The organism is Candidatus Pelagibacter sp. (assembly GCF_052049935.1).
Lineage (GTDB): Bacteria > Pseudomonadota > Alphaproteobacteria > Pelagibacterales > Pelagibacteraceae > Pelagibacter.
This window is the reverse complement of the sequence record NZ_JBNGZA010000002.1, coordinates 94,274-119,115: the sequence shown is the minus strand read 5'-3', so window position 1 is coordinate 119,115 and position 24,842 is coordinate 94,274. Positions and strand designations below refer to the sequence as shown.

General features: G+C 29.4%; 30 protein-coding genes. 20 read left to right on the top strand and 10 right to left on the bottom strand.

Translation table 11 applies throughout. The features are described 5' to 3' along the window. The first annotated feature begins 221 nt into the window (after nt 1-221). Genes ACTT90_RS01805 through ACTT90_RS01795 form a run of 3 tightly spaced genes read left to right on the top strand, consistent with a single transcriptional unit; the run spans nt 222 to nt 4,506 of the window. Nucleotides 222-2,528, top strand: coding sequence for an efflux RND transporter permease subunit (locus ACTT90_RS01805; RefSeq protein ID WP_440937157.1), 2,307 nt, complete (start codon nt 222-224; stop codon nt 2,526-2,528). Beyond that, complete coding sequence (locus ACTT90_RS01800) at nt 2,525-3,328, top strand: outer membrane lipoprotein-sorting protein (protein ID WP_440937156.1); 804 nt, start codon at nt 2,525-2,527, stop codon at nt 3,326-3,328. The genes ACTT90_RS01805 and ACTT90_RS01800 overlap by 4 nt, the downstream gene beginning before the upstream one ends. After that, on the top strand, nt 3,325-4,506 hold the full coding sequence (locus tag ACTT90_RS01795; protein ID WP_440937155.1) for a hypothetical protein: 1,182 nt from the start codon (nt 3,325-3,327) through the stop codon (nt 4,504-4,506). Before ACTT90_RS01800 ends, ACTT90_RS01795 begins: the two co-directional genes overlap by 4 nt. A gap of 76 nt (nt 4,507-4,582) precedes the next feature. Here ACTT90_RS01795 and ACTT90_RS01790 read toward each other — a convergent pair whose 3' ends face one another. Continuing rightward, entirely contained in the window at nt 4,583-4,990 is a 408-nt protein-coding gene (locus ACTT90_RS01790; RefSeq protein ID WP_440937154.1) for a hypothetical protein, read from the bottom strand. Between the two features lie 82 nt (nt 4,991-5,072). On the opposite strand from ACTT90_RS01790, the gene ACTT90_RS01785 reads away from it, so the two are divergent. After that, complete coding sequence (locus ACTT90_RS01785; protein ID WP_440937153.1) at nt 5,073-5,435, top strand: cupin domain-containing protein; 363 nt, start codon at nt 5,073-5,075, stop codon at nt 5,433-5,435. On the opposite strand, the gene ACTT90_RS01780 is transcribed toward ACTT90_RS01785, so the two are convergent. Further along, nucleotides 5,436-5,921, bottom strand: coding sequence for a YajQ family cyclic di-GMP-binding protein (locus ACTT90_RS01780; protein WP_440937152.1), 486 nt, complete (start codon nt 5,919-5,921; stop codon nt 5,436-5,438). A gap of 92 nt (nt 5,922-6,013) precedes the next feature. Between ACTT90_RS01780 and ACTT90_RS01775 the strand changes: the two genes are divergently transcribed. The 4 genes from ACTT90_RS01775 to ACTT90_RS01760 all read left to right on the top strand — a co-directional run bounded on the left by ACTT90_RS01775 (nt 6,014) and on the right by ACTT90_RS01760 (nt 9,648). After that, nucleotides 6,014-6,655, top strand: a complete 642-nt coding sequence (locus tag ACTT90_RS01775; protein ID WP_440937151.1) for an alternative oxidase — start codon at nt 6,014-6,016, stop codon at nt 6,653-6,655. A gap of 3 nt (nt 6,656-6,658) precedes the next feature. Further along, the gene (rseP, locus tag ACTT90_RS01770; RefSeq protein WP_440937150.1) at nt 6,659-7,774 is read left to right on the top strand and encodes an RIP metalloprotease RseP; all 1,116 of its coding nucleotides are present in this window, start codon (nt 6,659-6,661) and stop codon (nt 7,772-7,774) included. 158 nt (nt 7,775-7,932) lie between these two features. Then, a complete protein-coding gene (locus tag ACTT90_RS01765; RefSeq protein WP_440930953.1) occupies nt 7,933-8,208 on the top strand; it encodes an HU family DNA-binding protein in 276 nt (91 codons plus the stop codon). A 138-nt stretch (nt 8,209-8,346) separates the two neighbouring features. Then, nucleotides 8,347-9,648: an ammonium transporter gene (locus ACTT90_RS01760; RefSeq protein ID WP_440937149.1), complete on the top strand. Its 1,302-nt coding sequence runs from the start codon at nt 8,347-8,349 to the stop codon at nt 9,646-9,648. A gap of 119 nt (nt 9,649-9,767) precedes the next feature. Here the strand turns inward: ACTT90_RS01760 and bcp are convergent, their stop codons facing one another. Together bcp and ACTT90_RS01750 are read right to left on the bottom strand one after the other, a co-directional pair. Further along, entirely contained in the window at nt 9,768-10,232 is a 465-nt protein-coding gene (gene bcp, locus ACTT90_RS01755; RefSeq protein WP_440937148.1) for a thioredoxin-dependent thiol peroxidase, read from the bottom strand. After that, nucleotides 10,232-11,200 (bottom strand): glycosyltransferase family A protein, encoded by a 969-nt coding sequence (locus ACTT90_RS01750; protein WP_440937147.1) that lies wholly within the window; start codon nt 11,198-11,200, stop codon nt 10,232-10,234. The genes bcp and ACTT90_RS01750 overlap by 1 nt, the downstream gene beginning before the upstream one ends. 40 nt (nt 11,201-11,240) lie before the next feature. Between ACTT90_RS01750 and ACTT90_RS01745 the strand changes: the two genes are divergently transcribed. Continuing rightward, nucleotides 11,241-11,624 (top strand): rhodanese-like domain-containing protein, encoded by a 384-nt coding sequence (locus ACTT90_RS01745; RefSeq protein ID WP_014953080.1) that lies wholly within the window; start codon nt 11,241-11,243, stop codon nt 11,622-11,624. Here ACTT90_RS01745 and ACTT90_RS01740 read toward each other — a convergent pair. Together ACTT90_RS01740 and ACTT90_RS01735 are read right to left on the bottom strand one after the other, a co-directional pair. Beyond that, nucleotides 11,621-12,199 (bottom strand): 2-hydroxychromene-2-carboxylate isomerase, encoded by a 579-nt coding sequence (locus ACTT90_RS01740; RefSeq protein WP_440937146.1) that lies wholly within the window; start codon nt 12,197-12,199, stop codon nt 11,621-11,623. The genes ACTT90_RS01745 and ACTT90_RS01740 overlap by 4 nt on opposite strands. After that, nucleotides 12,192-12,665 carry an ABA4-like family protein gene (locus ACTT90_RS01735; RefSeq protein WP_440937145.1) on the bottom strand — a complete coding sequence of 158 codons (474 nt, stop codon included), beginning with the start codon at nt 12,663-12,665 and terminating at the stop codon, nt 12,192-12,194. The genes ACTT90_RS01740 and ACTT90_RS01735 overlap by 8 nt, the downstream gene beginning before the upstream one ends. A gap of 28 nt (nt 12,666-12,693) precedes the next feature. Here ACTT90_RS01735 and ACTT90_RS01730 point away from each other — a divergent pair, with 28 nt between their 5' ends. Beyond that, complete coding sequence (locus ACTT90_RS01730; protein WP_440937144.1) at nt 12,694-13,257, top strand: regulatory protein RecX; 564 nt, start codon at nt 12,694-12,696, stop codon at nt 13,255-13,257. Here the strand turns inward: ACTT90_RS01730 and ACTT90_RS01725 are convergent. Genes ACTT90_RS01725 through ACTT90_RS01715 form a run of 3 tightly spaced genes read right to left on the bottom strand, consistent with a single transcriptional unit; the run spans nt 13,249 to nt 14,328 of the window. Then, a complete protein-coding gene (locus tag ACTT90_RS01725) occupies nt 13,249-13,392 on the bottom strand; it encodes a hypothetical protein (RefSeq protein WP_440937143.1) in 144 nt (47 codons plus the stop codon). The two genes, ACTT90_RS01730 and ACTT90_RS01725, sit on opposite strands and share 9 nt — an antisense overlap. Further along, nucleotides 13,385-14,161 (bottom strand): 3'(2'),5'-bisphosphate nucleotidase CysQ family protein, encoded by a 777-nt coding sequence (locus tag ACTT90_RS01720; protein WP_440937142.1) that lies wholly within the window; start codon nt 14,159-14,161, stop codon nt 13,385-13,387. Before ACTT90_RS01720 ends, ACTT90_RS01725 begins: the two co-directional genes overlap by 8 nt. After that, a complete protein-coding gene (locus ACTT90_RS01715) occupies nt 14,158-14,328 on the bottom strand; it encodes a DUF3553 domain-containing protein (protein WP_014953086.1) in 171 nt (56 codons plus the stop codon). Before ACTT90_RS01715 ends, ACTT90_RS01720 begins: the two co-directional genes overlap by 4 nt. A gap of 43 nt (nt 14,329-14,371) precedes the next feature. On the opposite strand from ACTT90_RS01715, the gene mnmA reads away from it, so the two are divergent. Next, on the top strand, nt 14,372-15,487 hold the full coding sequence (mnmA, locus tag ACTT90_RS01710; protein ID WP_440937141.1) for a tRNA 2-thiouridine(34) synthase MnmA: 1,116 nt from the start codon (nt 14,372-14,374) through the stop codon (nt 15,485-15,487). Here mnmA and ACTT90_RS01705 read toward each other — a convergent pair. Further along, nucleotides 15,477-16,181, bottom strand: coding sequence for a hypothetical protein (locus ACTT90_RS01705; RefSeq protein WP_440937140.1), 705 nt, complete (start codon nt 16,179-16,181; stop codon nt 15,477-15,479). The genes mnmA and ACTT90_RS01705 overlap by 11 nt on opposite strands. A 171-nt stretch (nt 16,182-16,352) precedes the next feature. Here ACTT90_RS01705 and ACTT90_RS01700 point away from each other — a divergent pair, with 171 nt between their 5' ends. The 9 genes from ACTT90_RS01700 to aprA all read left to right on the top strand — a co-directional run bounded on the left by ACTT90_RS01700 (nt 16,353) and on the right by aprA (nt 24,829). Continuing rightward, on the top strand, nt 16,353-17,528 hold the full coding sequence (locus tag ACTT90_RS01700; RefSeq protein ID WP_440937139.1) for a trans-sulfuration enzyme family protein: 1,176 nt from the start codon (nt 16,353-16,355) through the stop codon (nt 17,526-17,528). Next, nucleotides 17,525-18,745, top strand: a complete 1,221-nt coding sequence (locus ACTT90_RS01695) for an MFS transporter (protein WP_440937138.1) — start codon at nt 17,525-17,527, stop codon at nt 18,743-18,745. Before ACTT90_RS01700 ends, ACTT90_RS01695 begins: the two co-directional genes overlap by 4 nt. Nucleotide 18,746: 1 nt before the next feature. Further along, nucleotides 18,747-19,898 (top strand): chorismate-binding protein, encoded by a 1,152-nt coding sequence (locus ACTT90_RS01690; RefSeq protein WP_440937137.1) that lies wholly within the window; start codon nt 18,747-18,749, stop codon nt 19,896-19,898. Then, complete coding sequence (locus ACTT90_RS01685; protein WP_440937136.1) at nt 19,895-20,452, top strand: aminodeoxychorismate/anthranilate synthase component II; 558 nt, start codon at nt 19,895-19,897, stop codon at nt 20,450-20,452. The genes ACTT90_RS01690 and ACTT90_RS01685 overlap by 4 nt, the downstream gene beginning before the upstream one ends. Beyond that, nucleotides 20,415-21,185, top strand: coding sequence for an aminotransferase class IV (locus ACTT90_RS01680; RefSeq protein WP_440937135.1), 771 nt, complete (start codon nt 20,415-20,417; stop codon nt 21,183-21,185). Before ACTT90_RS01685 ends, ACTT90_RS01680 begins: the two co-directional genes overlap by 38 nt. Continuing rightward, nucleotides 21,182-21,583, top strand: coding sequence for an HIT family protein (locus ACTT90_RS01675; protein WP_440937134.1), 402 nt, complete (start codon nt 21,182-21,184; stop codon nt 21,581-21,583). Before ACTT90_RS01680 ends, ACTT90_RS01675 begins: the two co-directional genes overlap by 4 nt. 92 nt (nt 21,584-21,675) lie before the next feature. Then, a complete protein-coding gene (locus ACTT90_RS01670; RefSeq protein ID WP_440937133.1) occupies nt 21,676-22,467 on the top strand; it encodes an adenylyl-sulfate reductase in 792 nt (263 codons plus the stop codon). 32 nt (nt 22,468-22,499) lie between these two features. Continuing rightward, a complete protein-coding gene (gene aprB, locus ACTT90_RS01665) occupies nt 22,500-22,970 on the top strand; it encodes an adenylyl-sulfate reductase subunit beta (RefSeq protein WP_440909383.1) in 471 nt (156 codons plus the stop codon). Then, nucleotides 22,970-24,829 carry an adenylyl-sulfate reductase subunit alpha gene (gene aprA / locus ACTT90_RS01660; RefSeq protein WP_014953098.1) on the top strand — a complete coding sequence of 620 codons (1,860 nt, stop codon included), beginning with the start codon at nt 22,970-22,972 and terminating at the stop codon, nt 24,827-24,829. The genes aprB and aprA overlap by 1 nt, the downstream gene beginning before the upstream one ends. The last annotated feature ends 13 nt before the right edge of the window (nt 24,830-24,842 follow it).

The following is a 24,842-nucleotide window of genomic DNA, read 5'->3' as shown; positions in this document are numbered from 1 at the left end:
CAATTGAACCGTCATATTTTATAATAGCAGCAATCGGTTTTATAGTGTTAAGTTTTATTCAATACAAAAAGTATGGGAAAACTTTAGAAACCAAATTTCTTTCTGGTATGGCTGCATTTTATGTAATTTGTTTTTTTGTTTTGAATTTTTATTAATTTTTCAAATGAGATAAAACTTGAGTTGTTTCATATTTATGTAATATACGTGATATAGCTTAACATATGAACTTTTTCCCAGCCCTTGCAGATTTTGTTCTTAAGAGAAGAATAGTAATTGTTATTTTTGGTTTCTTAGTTGCATTAGGACTTATGGCGGGAGCACCTAATCTTAATTTCGATACTGACGCTAGAGTTTTTTTTGATAAAAATAATCCAGATCGGATTGCTTTAGACAAATTTGAAGCAGCCTATTCAAAAGATGATAACTTAATTTTTATAATATCTCCAAAAGATAAAAATATTTTTACTGCTGAAACATTAAAAGCAATTGGTCAATTAACAGAAGAAGCTTGGGTTCTTCCATATGTAAGAACTGTAAACTCTTTAACTAATTACCAAAATAGCTATGCTGAAGAAGACAGTCTTGTTGTAGAAGATTTAATCACTGACATAGATAATATTTCTCCTAAAGATGTTGCAAAAGCACAAGAGGTAGCAAACTCTCGGATTGAACTTAAAAATACTTTTATTAATAACGATAACTCTATTTCACAGGTAAATGTATTATTCCGACTTCCTGGAAAGAATGCGATTGTAGAAGTACCATTTGTTATGAGTGAGGCCGAAAAGTTAAAAGAAAAATTTGAGGCAAATAACCCCAACATCAAAGTTAGGTTAGCTGGTTTTGTGCCATTAAACAATCAATACAGCGAGTCAGGACAAGACGACTCAGCTACTCTTACACCTTTGATGGTTGTGGTCATATTAATCTCTGTTGCAATAATTTTGAGGAGTGTTTTTGGAGTTGGTTTAATATTTATTATCATCATTCTTTGTGCCGGATCCTCATTGGGTGCACTAGGTTGGTCTGGAACTAATATCAATAATGCTACTGTTGTTGCTCCACTTATGGTGATGATTTTAACTGTGGCTAGCACAGTTCATATCTTATCTTCAGTTCGTCAGACAATGACTATTACTCCAGATCGAAATGAATGGGTAAGGACAGCAATTATTGATCATGGTCCCGCAATTACTGTTGCTTGTCTTACAACAGCCGTAGGATTTCTTTCTCTCAATTTTTCTATCTCTCCTCCTTTTAGACAGCTTGGAAATATTGTCTTTGTTGGTGTGATTGCAGCTCTTTTTTATACATTAACAATGCTTCCCGCACTAATCAGTTTGTTACCTATGAAAAAAATAAGTTCACAAGCGTTTATGGATAAAGGAATGTCTGGATTGGCAGAGTTTGTAATAAAATGGAAAAATTTTCTTTTGATTTCAACTGCTTTAGTTGTGGTGGTTCTAGTTTATGGAATTACTAAAATTTCATTAGAAGATGATTTTTTAAGATATTTTGATAAGAAATATGAATTAAGACAATCAATTGATTATTATGAGGAAAATTTTGGAGGTCTTAATGCACTTGAATATTCTATTAATTCAGGAATTGAAAACGGTATAAATGATCCTGAATACTTACAAAAAGTTGATAATCTTGTTAATTTTATTCGGAACCAACCTAAAGTTACAAGTGTAAGATCTTATACAGATGTCGTAAAACGATTGAACCAAAACTTTAATAACGACAATCAATCATTTTATAAAATTCCAACTACTGAACTTGAAGCGGCTCAATATCTTTTTCTTTATGAATTGTCACTTGGTTACGGGCTAGATTTAACTGATCAAATCAATGTTAATAAATCTGCTCTTCGTATAACAGCAAATGTTGCTAATACCACAACTAAAGAATTTTTAAATTTAGATAAACAAATTCAAGAATGGTTCAAAGATAATGCACCTGAATTAATGACAAAATCAACTGGACCTTCTCAAGTCTTTTCACAAATTTCTTCAAGAGATGTACCAGCAATGCTGAAAGGAACAGGTTTTGCTCTTATTGGTATTTCATTTATCATTTTAATTGTAATTCGAAATATTAAATATGGACTAATGAGTTTAATTCCTAACTTGTTACCTGCTGCAATGGCGTTTGGGTTGTGGGGATATTATACAGGGAGTGTAACTTTAGCTGTCTCTATAGTAGTTGCAATGACACTAGGTATAGTTGTTGATGACTCAGTTCATTTTATGTTGAAGTATGCTAAGGCTAGAAAAAAAGGTAAGTCACCTGAAGATAGTGTTCGAGAAGCATTCCAAAAAGTAGGGATGGCACTAACTACTACAACAATTGGTTTATTTTTAGGTTTTTGTGTTTTAGCTCAATCCGGATTTACAGTAAATAAAGATATGGCCCAGCTTACTGCAATCACAGTTGTTTTTGCTTTAGTTGTAGATTATTTACTTTTACCACCAATATTAATTTTGATTGATAATTTTAAACAAAAAAGGAAAGCATCAATATGAAATACTTAATATCAATTATTATAACCTTAACCATTTGGAGCACATCGTTATCAGCTCAAACCAATGAAGAAAAAGGTTTAGAGATTATTAAAAAAAGTATTGCCTTAGACAATGGTTTTATCGATAGCACTGTAGAGGGACAGATGGTTTTAAAAGATAAGTCTGGAAATGAAAGTGTAAGAAAATTTAAAAACCTAATTTTTGAAGAACTAGATGATACACTTGGAGATAAAAGTATTATAGTTTTTACAGAGCCAAGAGATGTAAAAGGTACATCGCTTTTGACTCATGCCAAAATAGAGCCTCAAGATGATGATCAATGGTTATATCTTCCAGCTCTTAAAAGGGTAAAAAGAATTTCTTCTTCTAATCGTACTGGTAAATTTGTTTCTTCAGAGTTTTCTTATGAGGATTTATCAACTGATGAACCAGAAGATTATACTTTTAGATGGATTGAAGATGGACCATGCTTAACTAAAACTTCTCTCACATGTCATTTAATTGAAGCAACTCCTAAAAACAAAAAATCAGGTTATTCTAAAAGAGTAATTTATGTTGATACTGATGAATTTTTATATCAATCAGTTAAGTTTTATAATCGCAGAGGTGATTTAGAAAAAGAACTACATTTCAAAGGTTATCAAAAATATTTAGATAAATTTTGGAGAGCAGACTTATTAGAAATGACTAATCTTCAAACAGGAAAATCGACAGTGATTGCTTGGGAAAATTATCAATTTCAAACTAATTTATCTTTAAATGATTTTAAACCTGAGAAATTAGCCAAAATGGCTAGATGATTTTTAGATTTTTAATCATTTTATTTACATTTATTAATACTAGCTCCTTAGCAGAAACATATACTGAGCAGTACGGAGAAGTAGAAGTAAGTTCATCTGTGTTTTTTGATGATGTAGAAAGTGATGATCGAAAAAATACTCTGAATTCATCATCACTCAAGTACAACTTCTTATTTGAAAACAATAATTTATCTGGAAAATTAAAAATTAATTCAGCAATATCAAATCCTGAAGTAGCTCAAAACATTGATTTAAATGAAGCTTATTTAGAATACGCTAACAATGATTTGAGTTATTTAGTTGGAAATAACATATTATTTTGGGGCAAGAATGAATTTTACAACCCCGTAGATATTATTAATTCAAAAGATTTTTCTAATGGTTTGGCTGAAGGTGAAAAAAAAGGTCAAACTATGATAAATGTTAAAAGATACTTCGAGACGAGTGAATTAAATTTTTTTATATTACCAGTAATAACTAATACATACCCAACTTCTAAAATAAGACCTCAATTAGCACTCGATATTGATACCACCAACACTTATGCTGATGGAGCAAGTAAAGATAACATTGGAAAGGCATTACGTTGGTCAGGATATATTGATGAATATGATTATGGACTTTCATTTTATGAGGGAAATACAAAAGACCCAGCGTTAGTTTTAAATTCAGGTAAATTTGTTCCAAAATATTCTGAAATCACACAGTTGGGTTTAGATCTTCAGGCCACAAAAGAGAATACTTTGTATAAGAGTGAAGTGGTTTATCGAGAAAATCAATATGATAATAATGGTAATATAGAGGATTATACAAATTTGATCCTTGGTATTGAGCACAGCAATTATGGAATATTAGAAAAGAGTTGGGATTTATCTAATATAGTTGAATATTCTTACGATACTCGTAGCACAAAATCTCACCACGGCTATCAAAACGATCTATTCTTAGGTGCTAGACTTGTACTTAATGATATTGAAGACACTCAATATTTTGTCTCTATTCAAAATGATTTAGATAAAAATTCACGTGCTTTAACATTTAACTATGAAAGTAGATTTTTTTCATCTCTTAGAGCTGGGATTGATATTTACCACCCTTTAAATCTTGAAAATGATATTCATCAATCTTCTTTTAAGGATGAGGGTAATATTAAATTTTACACTAGTTATTCTTTTTAGATTTTTATTGATTTTTCAAATAAGTAATGAATTCTAGGTAAACCGCGGACCTATTGTTTACAAATCAACTGGTCTATTAATTGTTTGGTGTTAATAAGCTTCTTATGTCTTTAATTATCAGCCTCATTCTTTGATCATAGTCTACAGAAGGACCAGACATATGCTCACCTCTTTGAGTGTAAAATAATATTGCCCTAAGATATTTCAAAGAATCTTTATATTTTCCATCATTAAAATATTGATCATAAAAATTACTTTCATTAGAGTTAAATTCTTTTTCGATTTGATTGTCTTCATAAGCATTAAAAGTTAATGCAAAGTGATTTATTTTTTCAATTAAACAATCTTTTGGATCTGGGACATCATTAATTGTTACTTCTTCATGCTTTAGTTTAAATGTTGGAAAATCAATTAACTTAAATTCAGTTATATGTGTATCTGTGCTCACATACTCATGCCATTCTTTTCTTCTTTGTTTTTTCATAAATATTAAGATTAAAGATAGTATTTATTGGTTTTCTTTAAAAATAAATATAATCTTTTGTCATATGATATTTGTTAAAAATATGAATTCAGTATCTGATCAAGATTGGACTACTAGCGAGAAGTATCCTGGTGTTAGATGGAAATTTTTAGTTGATGAAGATTATAATGGAAGCAAAGGTCTTTCCTGTGGTTTTGCTGAGATAGAACCGGGTGGTAATCTGACATTACATCATCATGCGCCTGATGAAATTTATGTAGTAACAAATGGAAGTGGAACTTTAAACAAATCTGGAAAACTAGAGGAAATTAAAAAAGGAGATGTAGTTTATATTGCTGGAAATGCAAAACATGCCTTACAAAATACCGGCGAAGAAGTTTTAGGTTTTTATTGGGTATTTCCAACAAACAAATTTAAAGATGTAGAGTATATTTCTGATGAGTGATCAATCTCTAAAGTTTATAAAATCTATCGGCAAACCAATATCAATTGCTTTAACTGCACCCATAGCTTCTTGAAGATCGTCTTTCTTTTTACCATCTACTCTTAACTCATCACCTTGAATTTTTATTTGAATTTTAAGTTTAAGTTTTTTGATATCAGCAATAATTTTTTTTGCATTTTCTTGACTAATGCCTTCTTTTAATTCACTTACTTGTCTAATTGAGCCACCTGAGGCCCCTTCAGAATTTTTAATTTCTATAACTCTTGGGTCAACTTTTCTTCTTACAAGATGTGTTTGTAATAATTCGTTAACTTGTTTTAATTTTAACTCATCAGGTGCAACTGTTGTGATATTTTTATCCTTTCTTTCAATTGTAATTGTAAGACCTTTAAAATCATAACGATTGCCAATTTCTCTTAAACAATTTGCAAGAGCATTATCAAATTCTTGATAATTAATTTTACTTATCACATCGAATGAAGGCATAATCTATTTTATCAAATAAGCCTTATTAGTTAAACAAAATTTAGGTTTTTATAACACATTGAGAAATATGAATTATCAATTATATATGACTTATGGTCAATTTAGACATACATCATAAGCCTGAAAACTTAAGTGATAAGGTAGCACTAGCATTTACAAAATTCTTAAGATTCATTGCAGACACTTTTTTTAAAAAAAAATATGGACATAGAGCAGTGGTATTAGAAACTGTTGCTGCTGTGCCAGGTATGGTTGGTGGAATGCTTATACACCTTAAATCTTTAAGAAGAATTAAAGAGGACAAAGGTTGGATAAAAACTCTTTTAGATGAAGCTGAAAACGAGAGAATGCATCTTATGACTTTTATTAATATAGCTCAACCCACATTATTTGAGAGATTTCTTATAATGTTTGCACAGTTTATCTTTATAGTATTTTATCTAATGGTTTATATTATTTCTCCAAGAACAGCTCACAGAATAGTTGGTTATTTTGAGGAAGAAGCTGTGATCAGTTATACTCAATATTTAGAAGAAGTTGAGAGTGGTAAAATTGAAAATGTTAAAGCTCCGAAGATAGCAATTGATTATTGGAACTTGCCATTAAATTCTACACTTAAAGATGTTATTAAAGTAGTTAGAGATGATGAAGCAGGGCATAGAGATTTAAATCATAGTTATGCTAATATATTAAATAATAAAGAAGATCCTAACGAGGAACAGTTACAACACTAATTTATGCTTTTAAGTTATATTATTCCGTTTTTGATTTTAATTTTGGTAGTAGTTTTTATCCATGAGTATGGTCATTACTATTTCGCAAAAAGATATGGTGTAGGAGTTACAGATTTTTCAATTGGATTTGGTAAAGAATTATTCGGCTGGAATGATAAATCTGGAACTAGATGGAAAGTTTGTGCTATTCCTTTAGGTGGATATGTAAAGTTTTTTGGTGATAGAAATGTGTATTCTCAAGCAGATCACAAAGAAATTTTAGAAAAGTATAGTGAAGAAGAAAGAGAAAAATTATTTATACTAAAACCTTTATATCAAAGAGCCCTTATTGTTTTTGGCGGTCCTTTAGCTAATTTTCTATTAGCAATAGTAATATTTTTCTCAATTTATACTTTTATTGGTAAAGACTTTACTCCAGCAGTTATTAATGAAGTTCAAAAAGATAGTCCTGCAATGGTGGGAGGGTTAAAAGAAAAAGATATCATTTTGGAAATTGATGGAAACGAAGTTAAAAGTTTAATGGATGTTTCTAAATATATCACAATGTCGACAAGTGACTTCATCGATTTTAAAGTAAAAAGAAATTATGATGAATTACTACTTAAAATAAAACCCAATATGGTTATGAGTGAGGATAATCTTGGAAATAAAATTAATAAGAGAATGGTTGGTATTAAACTTGGTGCTTATAATAATGAAATTAATCATGTAAAATTAGGCCCCGCTCAAGCGATATATCATGCTGCTCATGAAGTGTATTATGTCAGTATTTCTTCACTTAAATACTTAGGTGGAATGATAATGGGAAAAGCGGACACTTCTCAACTTGGTGGCCCCATTAGAATTGCAAAAATTTCTGGTCAAGTAGCAACATTTGGAGTGATAGCTTTTATTAGCATGATGGCTTATATTTCGATCAGTCTCGGTTTAATAAATCTTTTTCCAATACCAATGTTGGATGGTGGGCATTTAATGTTTTATACTTTTGAAGCATTACTAGGACGTCCACTAAGTCAAAAAACACAAGAAGGTTTTTTTCGAATCGGGTTATTTTTGTTGTTATCTTTAATGTTTTTTACAACCTTCAATGATCTAAAAGACCTTGGTTTATTTGGATAAATTAATCTCATTAAAAGTTAAAAAGTTCAATAAAATCAACACTTATTTAAGTTTTAACAATATATAGTATATCACTTGTTAACAGCTACTAAAAAAAGCCTTGATTTATCAATGCTTTTAACAATGATGGTAATTAACCTAATAAAACCGGAGCTAAAATGAATAAAAAACAACTAGTAGCAAAGCTTTCAGGCTCGCTAAATCTAAGCAAAGCAGATGCTGAAAGAACTTTTGATACAATTACCAACACTATTTTAGACGCTCTTAAAAACGACGATAGCGTTAAAATTGCTGGTTTTGGTACTTATAAAGTAGCTAAAAGAAAAGCTAGAGTTGGTAGAAATCCTAGAACTGGTGAGCAAATTCAAATTGCTGCATCACAAAAGGTTAAGTTCTTACCTGCTAAATCGTTAAAAGAAGCTTTTAACAGATAAATTATTAAACAGCCTTAGTACGAAAAACGTGTTAAGGCTGTTTCTATATGCAAAAACTGCATACCCCTTTTACAGTATAAACGTTAGTTAAAATAATTAATCAAAATATAAGACTACTTTTTAAACAAGGGAGGTCTTATGACTAAATTAATAAAAAAAATAAGCGCACCGCTTATTAGTTTAATTTTGTTATTAAACATGAGTAGTGCAGGAATGGCAGAAACAACAGTGTCTGCTGAAGTTGGGTTTATATTTAATACTCTACTATTTTTAATTTGTGGTTTCCTAGTCATGTTCATGGCAGCAGGTTTTGCAATGTTAGAATCTGGAATGGTAACTTCAAAAAGTGTCTCGGTGATTTGTGCAAAAAACATTGGATTGTTTTCAATTGCTGGAATAATGTTCTGGCTTTTTGGATACAACTTAGCATATGGAATACCAGAAGGTGGTTACATTGGTAAATTTATACCATGGTCAGATTCAAGTGCTATAGACACAGGTTACTCAGATGGATCCGATTGGTATTTCCAAATGGTATTCTGTGCAACTACAGTTTCAATTGTATCAGGGGCAATGGCTGAAAGAATTAAACTATGGCCTTTCTTCTTTTTTGCAGCAATCTTATCTGGAATTTTATACCCAATCGTAATGGGTTGGCAGTGGGGTGGAGGCTGGTTAGCAGAACTTGGCTTCTCTGATTTTGCTGGATCAACTCTTGTACACTCAACTGGTGGTGCAGCAGCTTTAGCAGGTGCAATAATTATTGGACCAAGACTTGGAAGATTTACTAAGTCTGGTGAAGCAACACCTATTAAACCATTTGCAGCTTCATCTATTCCATTAGTAACACTTGGTGTATTTGTACTATGGTTAGGTTGGTTTGGTTTCAACGGTGGTTCACAATTAGCTATGGGAACAGCCGACGATGCAATCGCAGTATCAACAATCTTTATCAATACTTTTTTAGCAGGAGCTGGTGGTGTAATGGCAGCAGCTGTTGTTACAAGATTGTTTATTGGTAAAACAGATGTAATCCAAATGTTAAATGGATGTATTGGTGGATTAGTTGCAATTACTGCAGAACCTTTAGCACCATCACCATTAGCAGCAATTTTAATTGGAGCAGTTGGTGGTATCATAGTTGTTTACGGTACTAAGTTCTTATTACAAATGAAGATTGATGATGTAGTAGGTGCTGTACCAGCACACTTGTTTGCAGGTATCTGGGGAACATTAATTGTTCCAGCTACAAATGCTGATGCAAATTTCAGTGCACAATTAATTGGAGTTGTATCAGTGAATGCATTTGTATTCATCGTTGCTTATATAATCTGGTCAATCATGAAAGGAACAATTGGTCTAAGATTAAGTAAAGAAGGTGAAACAAAAGGTACAGACGTTACTGAAACAGGTGTAATTGCTTACGCTATACGTGACTAATTACATGTAATAATGGAGCTCTTCGGCTCTCTAGATCTACTCATCGAAGAGCTCCTTTTAAAAAGAATTAACATCTCTCTCTTTTAGTTAATGATGAAAAGGCCCTTCGGGGCCTTTTTTTATCTTAATGATTTTAAAGTTTCTAAAACTTCTTTTGCGTGATCTTTAACTTTAACGTTGTCCCAAACTTTAATAACTTTTCCTTTTTTATCTATTAAAATAGTTGAGCGAATAATTCCCATAAACTCTCTTCCCATAAATTTTTTCTTACCCCAAACTTTATATTTTTTTAAAACTTTTATTTCCTCATCAGACAAAAGATCAAATTTTATTTTGAATTTTTCTCTGAATTTATCATGGCTCTTGATAGTATCTTTTGAGATGCCAAAAATTTCACAGTTAAGTTTCTTAAATTTAGGTAATAGTTTATTAAAATCATTTGTCTCTATCGTGCATCCAGGAGTGTCATCTTTAGGATAAAAGTAAATAACAACGTATTTTCCTAATAAATCTTTTAATTTTTGATTTTCACCATTAGTTGATGGCAAAGTAAAATCAGGTGCTTTTGTATTTTCTTTAATCATTAAACTTTGCTTTCATACCATAGTTTCTTGTAATCAATAAATGGCGAAAGACCATAACTTGAATTAACATTTGTTAAATGAAGTGACAGACTTTTTAAAGGTGAAATACAAATTTCTTGATTATAAATTTCATTCAAATATTTTTCAAAAGGATCATGCCTATCTTCGCATGTTTTCTTAAAATTATCCCAGTACCGATTTAATAAACTTTTAGAAGTTAAAAATGTGCACAAGGTTTTGTCTATTGTTCTCCAATGTCTTTTATTACCAATCAAAATATTAGTTTTAACATTATCCATATAAAGATAAGGGTAATCTGCTGGGCACATAAAAATATCTTTATTTAATTGTGATGATATTCTTTCATAAGAAGCAATCATTTCTTCAAGCATTGGTTCAAAGTGTAAATAATCATCTTCTACAAAAAATATTAAATCTTCTCCTTGTTCTTTTCCTAATTCAAAACTTTGATATAAACTTGCTAAATTTCCAATAGTTTCTTCATTTGTTTGAGGTCTTATTTTATTTTTATAATCTTCTCTACTAAGATTTATAATCTCAGCACGATTATTTATTAATTTTTCTAGTTTATTTAAATTTTCATTTTTTGAATTATCATCAACGATAAGAAGCTTGATCTCAATATTTGGATATTTTGATTTACAATAATTAATTGATCTAATTAATGAATTTAAGGATCTAAGTGAATATTCAATTTTTGGCTTTTCAAACAATCTTTTTTTATTTTGATCCCATATTTCTATTTCAGTATTTGTTCTAAAAACTATTAATAAAGATTTTACAGATCTTGTAATTTTCACCTCACCTAATGGAAGGATAATTGATTTTTCGTTTATAGAGGATAAGTTTTCATTTAATTCTTTATCAAGTGTAGGAGAAAAAAAGTTATTTTGATCAATTATTTCATATCCTAATAATTTACATAGTTTTATGAATAATTTTTTCATAGATTTTTTTTAAATATTATATAGATATATTTACAATATTATGGCAATTAAATCATCTACAACACTAGTTACAGAAGCATTAGATCAAATTAAAACTATTTCAACAGATGAAGCTTTTGAAAAATCATCTAAAAATGAATGCAACCTAATTGATATAAGAGATATTAGAGAACTTGATAAAGAAGGAAGAGTTGAAAATTCAAATCATATTCCAAGAGGGATGTTAGAGTTTTGGTTAGATCCTGATAGCGTTTATTTTAAAGATGGCAAACTTGATATGAATAAAGAAATGGTTTTATTTTGTGCAGGTGGATTAAGATCAGCATTAGCAGCTAAAACTTTGCAAGAAATGGGTTTTGAAAAAGTTTCACATATTGATGGTGGATTTGCTGCTCTTAAACAAAGTAAATTTAAAATCGTTTAACTATTTAATTCATCTAGAGCATAATCAAGTCTATCTTGGCCCCAAAATAGCTTATCATTGATCACAAAAGTAGGAGCTCCAAAAACATCATTATCAAAAGCATGACTAGTTAAATTTTTAAGCTCATCTTTTATTTTTTGATCTTTTATATTTTGTTTAAATAAATTTTCATCTATTTCGCAATTAGTTAAAATTTGTTTTAGGATTTCTTCTTCTGATATATCTAAATTATTTCTCCAGTAAGCATCAAAACAAATATCAATAAATTTATCTTTTTTCTCTTCTTCAATACAAAGATAACCCCTCATTAAATACAAAGAATTAATTGGGAACTTCTCATTCCAAATGAAAGGAATTTCATTTTTTTTTGCAATTAAAATGCAATCCTCTCTCATATTTTTCATTTTTCTTTCATTAAAAGCAGGAGCTGTAATTCCACCTAAATTATGCAACCCTCCAAGTAAAATGGGTTTATAAATAAAGTCATTTCTTTGATTTAAATTGATGATTTTTTTGTGAGCTAAATAAGTATAAGGACTTACAAAATCAAAATAAAAATCTATTTTTTTAGTCATATAGACTTATTCTTTTGGCGTAAAATAATCTGATAAACCAATATATAAATAGACCTAATGGACCAATTAAATAAGTAATAATTAATGGAACTGCTATAAGATATCTATTTACTCCAAATTTTTGAGAGTCTTTTAAAATCCATCCTCCAACAAATAAATTAATTGCAACAAAATGAATCCAAAACATCATTAAAAAAGTGGTATCAGAAAATAATTCAGATAACTCAGCAATGCCAAGATATAACGTAAAATTTTTATCAAAATTATATACATCGATATATGATTGATAGAGCATAAAAATATATGCTCCTCCCAAAAGGATAATTGGAAAAATAGAGGTTACAAAATATTTACATAAATGGGATTGTGGAAAAAATATTAGAATTAACCAAAAAGGTAATACTCCACAATTAACCCACAAATAAAGCATTTCAATTGTAAAAAAATTATAAATTTGCTCGATCATTTGAAATTATATTATATTAAATCTATCAATGATTCCTATAAGAAATAGAAAAAAAACTCTTAAAGTAACGGTAGAGGAAATGCGAAATTTTGCTTTTGCCTACATTGAAAAGTACGCACCTTCTAAACAACAATTAAAAACTTATCTTTTAAAGAAATATTTAAAGACATCAGTGCCCAATGTCAAAAAACAAGACGTAAATAAGTTAATTGAGATTGTTTTATCAGATTTAGAAAAAAGTAAATTTATTAACGATAAATTTTATTCAGAAAGCAAAGCAAGAAGTATGATTAATAGAGGAAGCTCAATAAACAAAATTAGAAGTTATTTGTTAGGAAAAGGTATCGATGAAAACTACATCAATAACACCGTAGAGCAAATAAATGATCAAAATTCAGATCAAGATTTTTTCTCTGCAATAAAAATTTGTAAGAAAAAAAGAATTGGACCAGCAAGAATAGAGGATAATAGGCCTTTATTTTATAAAAAGGATATTTCTTTATTAGCAAGAAATGGTTTTGATTTTGAAACTTCAAAAAAAGTAATGGATATGACCGAAGAAGAATACAAAAAAATTATTAATTTACTTTGATTTACCTTTTTTTTCTTCCTCAACTAAATAATCAATCTTGTTTTTAATATAATTTCTAACAAAAACAAAAACCAATAAGCCAAATATTGATACTGAGACGATAATAATTAATATAATTCTTAATTGCTCATCCATTATTTAAGTTTTTATTTTTTACAATTATGCTTGTATTTTTGAAATCTTTTTTACCATAAATTATTTCATTGTTAGCAAAATCAGTGATTGATCCTCCTGAATGAATTATGAGAGCATGACCTGCTGCAATATCCCATTCGCAAGCTCTTGGTTCTGCTACATATAAATCAAACTCACCAGCAGCAATTACACAAAACTTTAAAGAACTTTTCATTTTTTGATGAGAAGAAACTTTATATTTTTTGTGAATTTCCAAAATTTCTGGTTTAAGGTCGTTGGAATAACTTACAGCAGTAATTTCATTATTAGATTTTAAATTTGAAGATAATGAAATTTCTTGCCCATTGATTAATTCGTAAGAATGAGATTTTGCATAAGCATAAAACATTCTTTTTTTTGCAGGTGCATTGATTAAGCCTATTAAAGGCTTGTTATTAATTATTAGACTTGCATTCAAAGTAAATTCATCTCTATTATTTAGATAATCTCTTGTTCCGTCTATTGGATCAATTAACCAAAAATCTTTTAAACTTTGGTTTTCTTTATTTTCAGAATTTTCCTCAGATACTACAGGGATATTTGGTGTTATTTCTTTAATCTTTTTTATTAAAACTTTGTTAACCTCAATATCTCCATTAGTAACAGGTGTGTTGTCAGATTTAATTTCTTTTTTAAGACCTTTTTCCCTTATTGATAATGAAAGATCACCAGCAGACAGAAAAGTATCAATTAACGATTTTGTAATTTTTTTTGCTTCTTCAATATTCATTTTTTTAGCTTTTCTATTTTAATCTCTTTTGCATTAATTACTTTTTTTCCAGCGTTTTCAAAATTTATTGTAACTTTAAAATCAATAATTGATTGCACTTGGCCTATACCCCAGTCTTTTTTATTGGGATTTATTACTCTATCTCCTGGCTCATAATCTAAAATCATTTGATTTACTTATATTCAATATGTAAATAAATAACATTAAATTATGACCAAATTAAACTCATTAGGTTTTAATAAAAAACCAGAAGATACCCTTGTAGTTGTTGCAATGTCAGGAGGTGTAGATTCTTCAACGGTTGCCGCTATGATGAAAAATGAAGGTTATAAAGTTATTGGTATTACTTTAAAATTATATAATGACACTCAACAAACTACCCAATCAAAACAATGTTGTGCTGGTCAAGATATAATGGATGCAAAAAGAGTTGCTGATAAATTAAAAATAGAACATAGAATTTTATATTATCAAAATAAATTTAAAGAGGGTGTTATAGATAACTTTGTGGAAAGCTATCTAAATGGAGAAACACCAATACCGTGTGTTCAATGTAATCAAACAGTGAAGTTTACTGACTTATTTGAAGAAGCTAAAAATTTAAAGGCAGATGCTTTAATAACAGGTCATTATGTAAAGAGCGTCACAGAAAATGGCATTAATCAAATGTATAGGGGTAAAGATAGTAATCGAGATCAGAGTTATTTTTTATTTAATACAACTAGAGAACAACTTGATTACCTAAGGTTTCCTTTAGGAGGAATGTTAAAAGATGAAACAAGAAAAATTGCTAAAGATTTAGATCTAAATGTGGCTGATAAACCAGATAGTCAAGATATTTGCTTTGTGCCTAATGGAGATTATGCATCTGTAATACAAAAATTTAAACCAGACTCATTTAAAAAAGGAAACATTAAAAATTTAAATGGAGAAGTAATTGGAGTTCATGATGGAGTTATCAACTACACTATTGGTCAGCGTAAAGGAATTAAAATTGCTGATAAAGATCCATTATATGTAATTAAAATTGATGCCGATAAAAATGAAATAATTGTTGGGACTAAAGAAAATCTTATTAAAAAAGAAATTAATTTAAAAGAGGTAAATTTATTAACAAATAATGATAAAGATTTTGATAAAGAAATATTTGTTAAAGTCAGATCAACAGGAAAATTACTTAAAGCAAAAGTAGATATAAATAACAGCGAGGCTAAAGTAAATTTATTAGAAGATGAGTATGGTATTGCGCCTGGTCAAGCTTGCGTATTTTATTCAAAAGATAGTTTAGGAGATAAAATTTTAGGTGGTGGTTGGATTAAGAACTAATTTTTTTCCACATTAAGTGAGTTAGCAAATAAAATATAATCACACCAAGAAAAACATTCCATTCAAGAGCATGTTTGAGGAATTTAAAATTATCAAATGGTAAAAATGGCAAAACAATAATTGAAACAATTATTAATATATGTATTAAAACTTTCTTAATTTTTAAATACTTTAAAATGATATAATTATTTATTTTATCCTTCATCTTAAAAAGAATTTTAATTAAATAATATTGTGCCACTAGTTCAAAAATTATAAATGATAACATAATTACTCTTCTAAAAAGTTTGTATAAATCATATTCAAATTTAATTCCTAAAAAAATTGAGTGAATTGCCAGTAAAATTGCTGATCCAATACCAAAAAATAAAATTCTTTTTAAGTATTTATTATTTTGATCAAAATTATTTACAATTTTTCCCATATTGATCCAATATTTTATCAAGAGGAATGCTGTTACAAACATTGCAGGCTTGAATATTAAGCTTAATGGGTAATACCTTACTGTTCTGCTAATTGAGACACCACCATCTAAATAAGGAAAAGTTGATCTAATTGCTACACCTGGTTCCAAAAAAGGATGAGGAACAATACCGCTATAGCTGGTCACAATTATTAAACATGAATTCACAGCTATAAAAGGAATAATAAATATCCAAATAGATATTGATTTAACAGTATTTACTTGATCCATTAACTGAAGGCTATTTTTTCTTATTTTTTTTTCTAGCTCTTCTTTTTTTAGAGCCCATTTTTCTTCGGCCTCTATGTTTTTTTGGGTAACCCATTTTTTCCTTTAATTTTATAATTTAATTGAAATTATTCGCGGGATATAGCATTGTCCCTTAAACTTATCAATTTTTTTATGAGTAATACTTTCAAGACTTTCTTAAAGCATACAGCTAAAGATTTTCATAATCAATCTGTTAACCCACCAGTAATAAGAGCATCAACTATTATCTTTAAATCAATGCAAGATATTAGAAAAACCCAATCAAAAGCTACTAAAAATCCAACTGGAGGACATTTTGATTACGGAAGACAAGGAACATCTACTACTCATATTTTGCAAAAAATATTATCAAAGCTTGAGGAAAGTTATCATGTTTTTCTAACACCAACAGGATTCGGCGCAGTTTTTTTGTCAATATTTAGTGTGGTAAGACCAGGAGATGAGATATTAGTAGCAGATCCTGTTTACAGTCCTACAAGACTTCTTACACAAGATTTTTTAAAAGAATTTAATATTAAATCAACATTTTATAATCCTAGTGATTTAAAAACTTTAGAAAAAAACATTACAAAAAAAACAAAATTAATTTTTGTAGAAAATCCTGGGAGTAACACTTTTGATTTTCAAGATCTTGGAAAAATTATTTCAATTGCTAAAAAAAACAAAATTTTAACAGCAATAGATAATACATGGGGAACTCCATATTTTTTAAAACCAATCAAACTTGGATTTGATATGGCAATTGTATCAGCTACCAAATATTATTCAGGTCACTCTGATGTTATGGGAGGATCATTAGCAGTTAATAAAAAAGTTTTTAAACAAATTCAAAAAACAGATAAAGTTTGTGGGATGAGAATGAGTCCTGATGATGCTTATTTAATAACAAGAGGACTTAGAACTTTAGATGTTAGATTAGACAGACATAGAGAAAATGCTAAAAAAGTTTCTGAGTTTTTATCTAAATATAAAAAATTCAAATTACTTTATCCTTATAAAAAAGACTCTGTAAATTTTAGGATGTGGAAGAAATATTATTCAGGAGCATCTGGATTAATGGGACTTCGAATAAAAGCAAAAAGTAAAAACTCAGTCGTCAAATTTGTAAACTCATTAAAATTATTTGGTTATGGATATAGCTGGGGTGGTTTTGAAAGTTTAGCTTTATATCAAGATGTAAGAGAGCAGGGCAAAAGAAATTTTCTTAAATTAGCTAAAAACGAACACCTTGTAAGATTACATATCGGTTTAGAAGATCCAAATGACTTGATTGCAGATTTAAAACAAGCACTCAAGCATTTAAAATGACACAAAATAAATTTTTTCAATCACGTACAGCAATAATCACTTTAATCGCTGCTTGCGCAGTTGTTTTCATTTCACTTGGAGTTAGACAAACATTTGGATTATTTTTTATGGATTTCAAGAAAGACCTTGGAATTTCCATTACAAATTCTGGATTAGCTGTTGGAATACAAATGTTAATGTGGGGTTTAACAGGTCCTATCTTTGGAGCGATTGCTGACAAATATGGTGGCCACAAAGCAATTAGCTTGGCTTTTATTTTTTATATTTTAGGAATTTATTTTCTCTATAGTGGTCCTAATACAGGATTATTTTTTCAATTAGATTTAGGATTATTAGTTGGAATAGGTCTTGGGGGAACAGCAATTAGTATCCCGATGGCAATAGTTGGAAAACATTTTCCTCTATCAAATAGAACTATTGCAATGAGTTTTGTAACAGCAGTTGGTTCTTTAGGTTATTTTGCTTCACCTTTATATACAAACTATTCCTTAAACGCTAATGGATGGGAACAAACCTTGAGCGTTTTTATGTTTTTTTTAATTTTTGGATTGATTGTGTCTTATTTTGTAAGGTCGCCATCTTTAAATGAGTCACCTGAGAAGACAAGTGACCAAACAGTTATTGAAGCTTTAAAAGAAGCTTTTGGTACTAAGAGTTATATTTTATTAGTTTCAGGATTTTTTGTTTGTGGTTTTCATATAACTTTAGTTGGAACTCATGTTCCAAAATATGTTATTGATAGAGGGTTGGAAGATTGGACGGCTGCAGCAATTTTATCTTTAATTGGTTTATTTAATATTTTTGGATCTTTATTAAGTGGATACTTATCTACAAAAATGAGTAAAAAAATTATTCTAAGTGCAATTTACTTCTTAAGAGGAATTTCCATAATTTTCTTTATATTTTTACCACCTAGCAACCTAAATGCTTTTATATTTGGAGCTAGCTTTGGATTTCTATGGCTTTCAACTGTGCCAGCAACTAGTGGAATTGTTGCCCATATTTTTGGAACTAGATATTTAGGATTGCTTTATGGTTTAGTGTTTTTAAGTCATCAAATCGGATCTTTTTTTGGAGCATACTTAGGTGGATTATTTTATGATACTTATGGTTCCTATGACTATGCGTGGTATTTAGCAATTGCACTATCTGTTTTTGCTGCAATAATTCATTTACCAATTAAGGAACAAGCAGTTTTAAGATTAAGAACAGAATAAATTGAAAATACTTAAAAATCTAATCAAATCTGAGCAACCATTTATACTTTATAAGACCAATACAGGTTTTAAATTATATACTCAATTTTCAAAAAAAATTATTTTAAATAATAAAAATATAAAAGGTTTTTTAAATAATATAAAAAAGAAGAAATCAAATTTTAAAGAAACAGATTTGTTTATAGGTTTTTTTGGTTATGAAATATTAAATGATTTAATCGGCATTAAACTTCCAAAACAAAAAAGTATTAATTTTCCAAAAGGAATTTTTTATAAACCAGAAAAGGTACAAAATTTAAAAAATATTGATTATAAAAATGAAAGGATAAAAAAAATATATTCAAAATTTAGAATAAATTTATCACTCAATCGTTACACAAAAATATTTGAAAAATTTAAGAAGAAAATCAAAAGTGGTGACACTTATCAAATTAAAATTTGCACAAAGTATAAAAATAAATCAATTATTGATCCATTAGATTTATTTTCTAAATTATGCAAAACTAATCTAGCACCAGAATCTTTTTTTATTAAAGATAAAGATTACTCAATAATAAGCTGTTCTCCTGAAAACTTGATAGACAGAAAAGGAGATTTTATTTCAACTAAACCTATAGCTGGTACACTGAAAAAGAACAAGAAATTGAATAAATCAAAAGCTCTCAAATATTTTAGAAAAAATATTAAAGAATCTAAAGAGCACAATATGATTGTTGATATGGAAAGAAATGATTTATCAAGAATTTGTGTGCCAGGAACAGTCAAAATCAAAAAAGAAAAAAAAATTGAAGAATATAAAGATCTATTTCACTACGTAACTTTGATTGCTGGCAGATTAAGAAAAAATATTAAAATTATTGATATAATTAAATCAATGATGCCAGGAGGATCTGTAATTGGTTGTCCAAAAATTAGCACCTTAAATTTATTAAACAATCAAGAAAGAGAAAATAGAAATATTTATACAGGCAGTTTTGGTTTTATGAAGTTTAATGGAGATATGAGATTTAATATAATAATTAGATCATTATTATATTATAAGAGTACATCAGAAATTTCAGTTGCATCCGGTGTTGTTGTGGACAGTAAAGCTAAAAATGAGTTTAATGAAAACTTTATTAAAGCTAAAGCTCTATTAGATTTGTTTAAATGATTTATATAATTGATCATAAAGACTCTTTTACATTCAATGTTGTTCATCAATTTTCTTTATTTGACAACGTAGAATGTGATGACTATTCAGAAATTAAAGAAGATAAGTTAAATAAAGCTTCGACTATTATTTTTTCTCCAGGTCCAGGTTCTCCGAAAGATTATAAAACAACTTCAAAAATTTATAAAAGATTTAAAAATAAAAAAAAAATTATTGGAATTTGCTTAGGTTTTCAGCAGATACTTTATTGTGAAGGTGGAAAAATTATTGAACAAAATAAGATATATCATGGTTATCAATCAAAAATTAAAGTTGTATCTAAAAATTCTTTATTCAAGAAAAATACTAATTTTGTAGTTGGCAGGTATCATTCATTGAAATTAAAAGAACCTTTTAGAGCAAAAAATTTTGACATCACAATGAGATGTGCTAATTCAAATGTTGCGATGGCAATTGAAAATAACAAAGAGAAAATCTATGGTTTTCAATTTCATCCAGAATCTTTTTTAACAATAAATGGTAACTTACTTATTAAAAAAATCTTATCGACTTAAAGATTATAAAGAAATTGAATTTAATGATCTTTGGGGCGACCATGGTGTTTTCACAACGATGTGGTTATTTGATAAACCGCAAAAAATTTTATTTTTTGATCAACATATAAATAATTTAATAAAATCTACAAAAGTCTTTAAAGTTTATAAAGCAAATTTAAAATTGAATATTTTAAAAATTTTAAAGAAAATAATCAATCCTAAAATCAAATATAATCATTTGTTAAGAGTAGCAATAAACAAAAAGACATTATCAGTTTCTATAAGAAAAAGAATAAAACCAAAATTAGATTTTTCTTTAAATCTGGTAAATCTTAAAAGAGTTAGACCTGAATATAAAAATTTAAAATATAAACAAATTTTAAAACATCTTTCAAAATTAGATAACTCAAAAAATGATATAGGCTTATGTGTAAACAATAAAGTTTTTGAGACCGGAACTTCAAATTTAGTTTTTATAAAGAATGACAAAATATTTTTTCCAAAAAATAATTATTACAAAGGAATAACATTCAAATTTTTTAAAAATAAATTTAAAAAATTTTATTATAAAGATATTAGAATTAATACATTATCCGAATTCGATGAAATATTATTAATAGGCTCTGGAAAAGGGGTTGCGTCAGTTAAAAAGATTAAGAATTATACCTGGTCAAGAAAAAGCATGAAGTATTACAAATTATTTTCATCTAAATATTCAAAAGCAATTCAACAATGTAAAAAATATTCATGATAAGAGATCCAAATAATCCTTGCTTATTTTGTAATGCAAAAGAGAGCGGCATTGCTGCAGAAAATGAGTTAGCATACGCAAGTTATGACTCTTATCCTGTTTCAGATTTTCATTGCCTTATTATTCCAAAGAGACATGTAAAAGATTATTTTGAAATGACTGATGATGAATTGTTGGCTTGTAATGATTTAATTATAAAAATTAAAAATGAAATCCTAGTTAAAGATAAAACTGTTAAAGCATTTAATATTGGAACTAATGCTGGAAAAATTTCTGGTCAATCAATTATGCATTGCCATATTCACCTGATTCCAAGAAGAGAAGGAGATGTTGAAAATCCCCAAGGAGGAGTAAGATCGGTTATTCCCAAAAAACAGCACTATAAAAGAGAAAATTAGACTATTAATAAAGACAAATTGACCAATTCTTACATATTGAAGTCCTATTCAAACTAATCTACAAAGTCTCAAATTAATCAAAATTTATATATATGTTACAAAATAATCCTTTTCTAAATTTAGCTGAATTTGTTTCACCCTATGCCATGCAATCATTCATTATAGCAATGATGGTTTTAATAGCTGCTGGAACTATAATTCAAATGATACATCATAAGAACGTTACTTATTTTTTAAACAATGCAAAAAAAGCAAAATTATCTGCTACAAAAGAATTAAGTGCAGGAGAGAAAGCAGCAATTATAGCTAAAACTACAGTTGTAGATATTGGCACTACATCAGAATTAGGAATGGGTAAAAGAAGACTAGCGCACGTATTAGGCATGTATGGAACTATTTTATTTTGGGTTTCATCTGCTGTATTGGTTTTTTGTTATACTAGCGAAGGTTCATCAACAACTGTTTGGTCGACTTTATGGCATGTTGGAGCGATACTTACGTGTTTAGGTGGATTTTGGTTTTGGTTTTTTTTAAGAGTAGATGTATCTGCAGAAGCTTTTCCTTGGTATAGAATTATTAAAGCGGATTTATTCGTATTAGCTCTTTTAGCTTGTTCAACATTTGGTTTAGCATGGTCATATTTTCAATATTCAAGTCAAATGGGTTTAAGCTACTTATTTTTAGCTTTATTTGTAGTTGCTAACATCGTGTTATTCGGTGGAGTTTACTGGTCTAAGTTTGCTCACATGTTTTACAAGCCAGGAGCAGCTATTCAAAAAAATCTAGCTGAAGCAGATGGTTCAAGAGATAATCTTCCTCCACCAGCTGATGCGCCTGAACAATTTGGTTTAGGAATTAAAAGAGAAGAACCAAAACATTATTAACCATGAGATTATTTAAAAAGGAGAAAAAATAAATGTCAACTTTTGTATACATGACTAGATGTGATGGCTGTGGTCATTGCGTAGATATTTGCCCATCTGATATCATGCATATCGATGAAAATATAAGAAGAGCAAAAAATATTGAGCCAAATTTTTGTTGGGAATGTTATTCATGTGTTAAGGCATGTCCAAACCATGCAATTGATGTAAGAGGTTATGCTGATTTTGCTCCAATGGGTCACAGTGTCAGAGTAAGAAGAGAAGAAGAAAAAGGAACTATCTCTTGGAAAATAAAATTTAGAAATGGTACAGAGAAAAATTTTGTTTCCCCAATTACAACAAAACCTTGGGGTGAGTTTATTCCAAAACTTGCTGATGGCGACAAACCTAATCAAGGAGAAATAAATTCACAAAGACTTTATAGAGAACCTGAAGGTTTAAATATTGATGGTGAACTTCCATCAGTTCCAAAAGAATCTTTCAAAAAAGGAGTTTATTACTAATGGCTAAACATAAAACTCATTACGAAGAATGTGATATTTTAGTTGTCGGTGGAGGTATGGCCGGAACTGGTGCTACTTTTGAAGCAAGACACTGGGGAAGAGATATGAAAATTGTTTGTGTTGAAAAAGCAAACATTGATAGAAGTGGAGCTGTAGCGCAAGGTCTTTATGCTATTAACTGCTATATGGGAATGCAGTGGGGTGAAAACCAACCTGAAGACCATGTTAGATACGCAAGAAATGATTTGATGGGAATGGTTAGAGAAGATTTAGGTTATGACATGGCTCGTCACGTAGACTCAACAGTTCATATGTTTGATGAATGGGGTTTACCTATGATGAAAAATGAAAAGACAGGTAGATATCTAAGAGAAGGTAAGTGGCAGATAATGATCCACGGTGAAAGTTACAAACCAATTGTAGCTGAAGCGGCAAAGAAATCTGCAGATAAAATTTATAACAGAATAATGATTACTCATTTGTTAATGGATGAGTCTCAAGAAAATAGAATTGGTGGAGCAGTTGGCTTTAACATGAGAACAGGTGATTTTCATGTATTTAGAGCTAAAGCTGTAATTGTTGCAGCAGGTGGAGCTTCACATATCTTTAAACCTAGAGCCGTTGGTGAAGGAATGGGTAGAACTTGGTATGCACCTTGGAGTAATGGTTCTGCATATGCATTACCAATTGCAGCTGGTGCAAAAATGACTCAAATGGAAAATAGAATTGTTCTTTGTAGATTCAAAGATGGTTATGGACCAGTTGGCGCTTATTTCTTACATTTAAAAACATATACACAAAACGCTAATGGTGAGAATTATGAGAAGAAATGGTATGATCAAACTAAAGAGCTAGTTGGAGAGTATATCGATCACCATCCGACTCCTACTTGTTTGAGAAATCATGCATTCATTCAAGAAGTTGCAGCTGGCGGTGGACCAATCCACATGGTAACAAAAGAAGCTTTTCAAGATCCACATTTAGAAACTGTTGGATGGGAAAATTTCTTAGGAATGACAGTTGGTCAAGCAGTTGTATGGGCTTCACAAAATATTGATCCAAAATATACTAATCCAGAATTAACGACATCTGAGCCATATGTAATGGGTTCACACGCAACATGTTCTGGAGCTTGGGTAAGTGGACCAGAAGATTTGTCGCCACCTGAATATTTCTGGGGATACAACAGAATGCTAACTATTGATGGCTTATTTGGTGCCGGTGATACTGTTGGTGGAAGTGCACACAAATTCTCATCAGGATCATTTACTGAAGGTAGATTAGCGGCAAAAGCAGCTGTGAAATACATTGAAGATAAGAAAGCTGATGGTATTAAAGTTTCAGACAAACAATGTGAAGAGTTTAAAACTAAAGTTTATAAACCTTTAGATAATTACACAATTGGAAGAAACGAAATTACAGGAGGAACTGTTTCTCCTAGCTATATTTCACCAATTCAAGGTTTACAAAGACTCCAAAAGATCATGGATGAGTATGTTGGAGGAATAACTTCAAACTACATGACTAACGGAAATATGCTGAAGAGAGGACTTGAATTACTTGAATGGCTTCAAGAGGATCTAGAAAACGTTGGTGCTGAGGATTATCACCAGTTAATGAGAGCATGGGAGCTTAAACATAGAGCATTAACTTCTCAGTGTGTTACAGAACATACTTTATTTAGGGAAGAAACTCGTTGGCCAGGCTACTATTACAGAGGTGATCATATGAAACTAGATGATGAGAATTGGCATTGCCTAACAGTTTCAAGAAGAGATCCAAAAACTGGTAAGTTTACAATGGAAAAAGTACCCGTTTATCACATTGTAGATGAAAAAGAGGAAAAGAAAGCTTCTTAAACAAGTACATTAA

What these genes read in the sequence shown, in the direction of transcription:
- ACTT90_RS01705 (WP_440937140.1), bottom strand. Translation starts at nt 16,181, where the DNA reads ATGGATCAAGTAAATACTGTTAAATCAATATCTATTTGGATATTTATT.
- ACTT90_RS01730 (WP_440937144.1), top strand. Translation starts at nt 12,694, where the DNA reads ATGATTCCTATAAGAAATAGAAAAAAAACTCTTAAAGTAACGGTAGAG.
- aprA (WP_014953098.1), top strand. Translation starts at nt 22,970, where the DNA reads ATGGCTAAACATAAAACTCATTACGAAGAATGTGATATTTTAGTTGTC.
- ACTT90_RS01790 (WP_440937154.1), bottom strand. Translation starts at nt 4,990, where the DNA reads ATGAAAAAACAAAGAAGAAAAGAATGGCATGAGTATGTGAGCACAGAT.
- ACTT90_RS01700 (WP_440937139.1), top strand. Translation starts at nt 16,353, where the DNA reads ATGAGTAATACTTTCAAGACTTTCTTAAAGCATACAGCTAAAGATTTT.
- rseP (WP_440937150.1), top strand. Translation starts at nt 6,659, where the DNA reads ATGCTTTTAAGTTATATTATTCCGTTTTTGATTTTAATTTTGGTAGTA.
- ACTT90_RS01760 (WP_440937149.1), top strand. Translation starts at nt 8,347, where the DNA reads ATGACTAAATTAATAAAAAAAATAAGCGCACCGCTTATTAGTTTAATT.
- ACTT90_RS01745 (WP_014953080.1), top strand. Translation starts at nt 11,241, where the DNA reads ATGGCAATTAAATCATCTACAACACTAGTTACAGAAGCATTAGATCAA.
- bcp (WP_440937148.1), bottom strand. Translation starts at nt 10,232, where the DNA reads ATGATTAAAGAAAATACAAAAGCACCTGATTTTACTTTGCCATCAACT.
- ACTT90_RS01800 (WP_440937156.1), top strand. Translation starts at nt 2,525, where the DNA reads ATGAAATACTTAATATCAATTATTATAACCTTAACCATTTGGAGCACA.
- ACTT90_RS01685 (WP_440937136.1), top strand. Translation starts at nt 19,895, where the DNA reads ATGATTTATATAATTGATCATAAAGACTCTTTTACATTCAATGTTGTT.
- mnmA (WP_440937141.1), top strand. Translation starts at nt 14,372, where the DNA reads ATGACCAAATTAAACTCATTAGGTTTTAATAAAAAACCAGAAGATACC.
- ACTT90_RS01795 (WP_440937155.1), top strand. Translation starts at nt 3,325, where the DNA reads ATGATTTTTAGATTTTTAATCATTTTATTTACATTTATTAATACTAGC.
- ACTT90_RS01765 (WP_440930953.1), top strand. Translation starts at nt 7,933, where the DNA reads ATGAATAAAAAACAACTAGTAGCAAAGCTTTCAGGCTCGCTAAATCTA.
- ACTT90_RS01675 (WP_440937134.1), top strand. Translation starts at nt 21,182, where the DNA reads ATGATAAGAGATCCAAATAATCCTTGCTTATTTTGTAATGCAAAAGAG.
- aprB (WP_440909383.1), top strand. Translation starts at nt 22,500, where the DNA reads ATGTCAACTTTTGTATACATGACTAGATGTGATGGCTGTGGTCATTGC.
- ACTT90_RS01805 (WP_440937157.1), top strand. Translation starts at nt 222, where the DNA reads ATGAACTTTTTCCCAGCCCTTGCAGATTTTGTTCTTAAGAGAAGAATA.
- ACTT90_RS01785 (WP_440937153.1), top strand. Translation starts at nt 5,073, where the DNA reads ATGAATTCAGTATCTGATCAAGATTGGACTACTAGCGAGAAGTATCCT.
- ACTT90_RS01780 (WP_440937152.1), bottom strand. Translation starts at nt 5,921, where the DNA reads ATGCCTTCATTCGATGTGATAAGTAAAATTAATTATCAAGAATTTGAT.
- ACTT90_RS01670 (WP_440937133.1), top strand. Translation starts at nt 21,676, where the DNA reads ATGTTACAAAATAATCCTTTTCTAAATTTAGCTGAATTTGTTTCACCC.
- ACTT90_RS01715 (WP_014953086.1), bottom strand. Translation starts at nt 14,328, where the DNA reads ATGATTTTAGATTATGAGCCAGGAGATAGAGTAATAAATCCCAATAAA.
- ACTT90_RS01775 (WP_440937151.1), top strand. Translation starts at nt 6,014, where the DNA reads ATGGTCAATTTAGACATACATCATAAGCCTGAAAACTTAAGTGATAAG.
- ACTT90_RS01725 (WP_440937143.1), bottom strand. Translation starts at nt 13,392, where the DNA reads ATGGATGAGCAATTAAGAATTATATTAATTATTATCGTCTCAGTATCA.
- ACTT90_RS01680 (WP_440937135.1), top strand. Translation starts at nt 20,415, where the DNA reads ATGGTAACTTACTTATTAAAAAAATCTTATCGACTTAAAGATTATAAA.
- ACTT90_RS01735 (WP_440937145.1), bottom strand. Translation starts at nt 12,665, where the DNA reads ATGATCGAGCAAATTTATAATTTTTTTACAATTGAAATGCTTTATTTG.
- ACTT90_RS01720 (WP_440937142.1), bottom strand. Translation starts at nt 14,161, where the DNA reads ATGAATATTGAAGAAGCAAAAAAAATTACAAAATCGTTAATTGATACT.
- ACTT90_RS01740 (WP_440937146.1), bottom strand. Translation starts at nt 12,199, where the DNA reads ATGACTAAAAAAATAGATTTTTATTTTGATTTTGTAAGTCCTTATACT.
- ACTT90_RS01695 (WP_440937138.1), top strand. Translation starts at nt 17,525, where the DNA reads ATGACACAAAATAAATTTTTTCAATCACGTACAGCAATAATCACTTTA.
- ACTT90_RS01750 (WP_440937147.1), bottom strand. Translation starts at nt 11,200, where the DNA reads ATGAAAAAATTATTCATAAAACTATGTAAATTATTAGGATATGAAATA.